Annotated in this window: 2 rRNA genes (1 of these 2 running past the window's edge); both read left to right on the top strand. The window is 57.6% G+C overall.

Annotation, left to right across the window (positions count from 1 at the left end):
* Window positions 1-1555 (top strand): 23S ribosomal RNA (locus AC13CR_RS13395) (it extends 1312 nt beyond the left edge of the window).
* Window positions 1556-1671: 116 nt separating this feature from the next.
* A 5S ribosomal RNA gene (rrf, locus tag AC13CR_RS13400) occupies window positions 1672-1786 on the top strand.
* Window positions 1787-1939: the final 153 nt, after the last annotated feature.

Here is a 1939-nt window from a genome sequence, read left to right on the forward strand (position 1 = left end):
CTGACTGTGAAGCCGGGCCGTGAGGCATCCGGTGGAGTGATCAGAAGCGAGAATGTTGACATGAGTAGCGACAAACAGGGTGAGAGACCCTGTCGCCGAAAGTCCAAGGGTTCCTGCTTAAAGCTAATCTGAGCAGGGTAAGCCGGCCCCTAAGGCGAGGCCGAAAGGCGTAGTCGATGGGAACCAGGTTAATATTCCTGGGCCAGGAGATGGTGACGGATCCCGAAGGTCGTTCGATCTTAACGGATTGATCGGGCTGCTGAGGGGTTCCTGGAAATAGCCCTCCATGAGACCGTACCCGAAACCGACACAGGTGGACTGGTAGAGAATACCAAGGCGCTTGAGAGAACCACATTTAAGGAACTCGGCAAAATACCTCCGTAAGTTCGCGAGAAGGAGGCCCGGTTGGTGCGCAAGCATCGGTCGGGGGCACAAACCAGGGGGTGGCGACTGTTTACTAAAAACACAGGGCTCTGCGAAGCCGCAAGGCGACGTATAGGGTCTGACGCCTGCCCGGTGCCGGAAGGTTAAAAGGAGAGGTGCAAGCCTTGAATTGAAGCCCCGGTAAACGGCGGCCGTAACTATAACGGTCCTAAGGTAGCGAAATTCCTTGTCGGGTAAGTTCCGACCTGCACGAATGGCGTAACGACTTCCCCGCTGTCTCAAATGTGGACTCAGCGAAATTGAATTGTCTGTGAAGATGCAGACTTCCCGCGGTTAGACGGAAAGACCCCATGCACCTTTACTACAGCTTCGCACTGGCATCAGGCGCGCGATGTGCAGGATAGGCGGTAGGCTTTGAAGCGGGAACGCCAGTTCCCGTGGAGCCATCCTTGAGATACCGCCCTTCGCTCATCTGATGTCTAACCGCGGTCCGTGATCCGGATCCGGGACCCTGCGTGGCGGGTAGTTTGACTGGGGCGGTCGCCTCCCAAACAGTAACGGAGGCGCGCGAAGGTTGGCTCAGAGCGGTCGGAAATCGCTCGTTGAGTGCAATGGCAGAAGCCAGCCTGACTGCAAGACTGACAAGTCGAGCAGAGTCGAAAGACGGCCATAGTGATCCGGTGGTCCCGAGTGGAAGGGCCATCGCTCAACGGATAAAAGGTACGCTGGGGATAACAGGCTGATGATGCCCAAGAGTCCATATCGACGGCATCGTTTGGCACCTCGATGTCGGCTCATCTCATCCTGGGGCTGGAGCAGGTCCCAAGGGTATGGCTGTTCGCCATTTAAAGAGGTACGTGAGCTGGGTTTAGAACGTCGTGAGACAGTTCGGTCCCTATCTGCCGTGGGTGTTGGAGACTTGAGAGGAGCTGCCCCTAGTACGAGAGGACCGGGGTGGACGTTCCACTGGTGGACCAGTTGTCGTGCCAACGGCAGTGCTGGGTAGCTATGAACGGACAGGATAACCGCTGAAGGCATCTAAGCGGGAAGCCCCCCTCGAAACAAGGTCTCCCTTGAGAGCCGTGGAAGACCACCACGTCGATAGGCCGGAGATGTAAGCGCAGCAATGCGTTCAGTTGACCGGTACTAATGGCTCGATTGGCTTGATCTGATCCGGAAGAAGACAGACTTCCCGCGCCCGAAAGGCGCAGGAAAAGCCTTCCTCCCAGAAACATCCTTGGACAACATCTTCCCCGATGGGGAAGGCGCCGATCGTCTCTTTCCCGGTCTGGTGGCCAAAGCACGAGCAAAACACCCGATCCCATCCCGAACTCGGCCGTTAAGTGCCGTCGCGCCAATGGTACTGCGTCTCAAGACGTGGGAGAGTAGGTCACCGCCAGACCTGGAAAGAGACGACAGATTCTCTGACATGAAAGGCAGCGCAGGCCAGGACCCGCGCGCCCAACCCAGGGGCCCGAGCAGCCCGCCAGAAAAAGCTCAAACCGGCGCGGGGTAGAGCAGCCCGGTAGCTCGTCAGGCTCATAACCTGAAGGTC

It is taken from the genome of Paracoccus sp. L-17 (assembly GCF_056857655.1).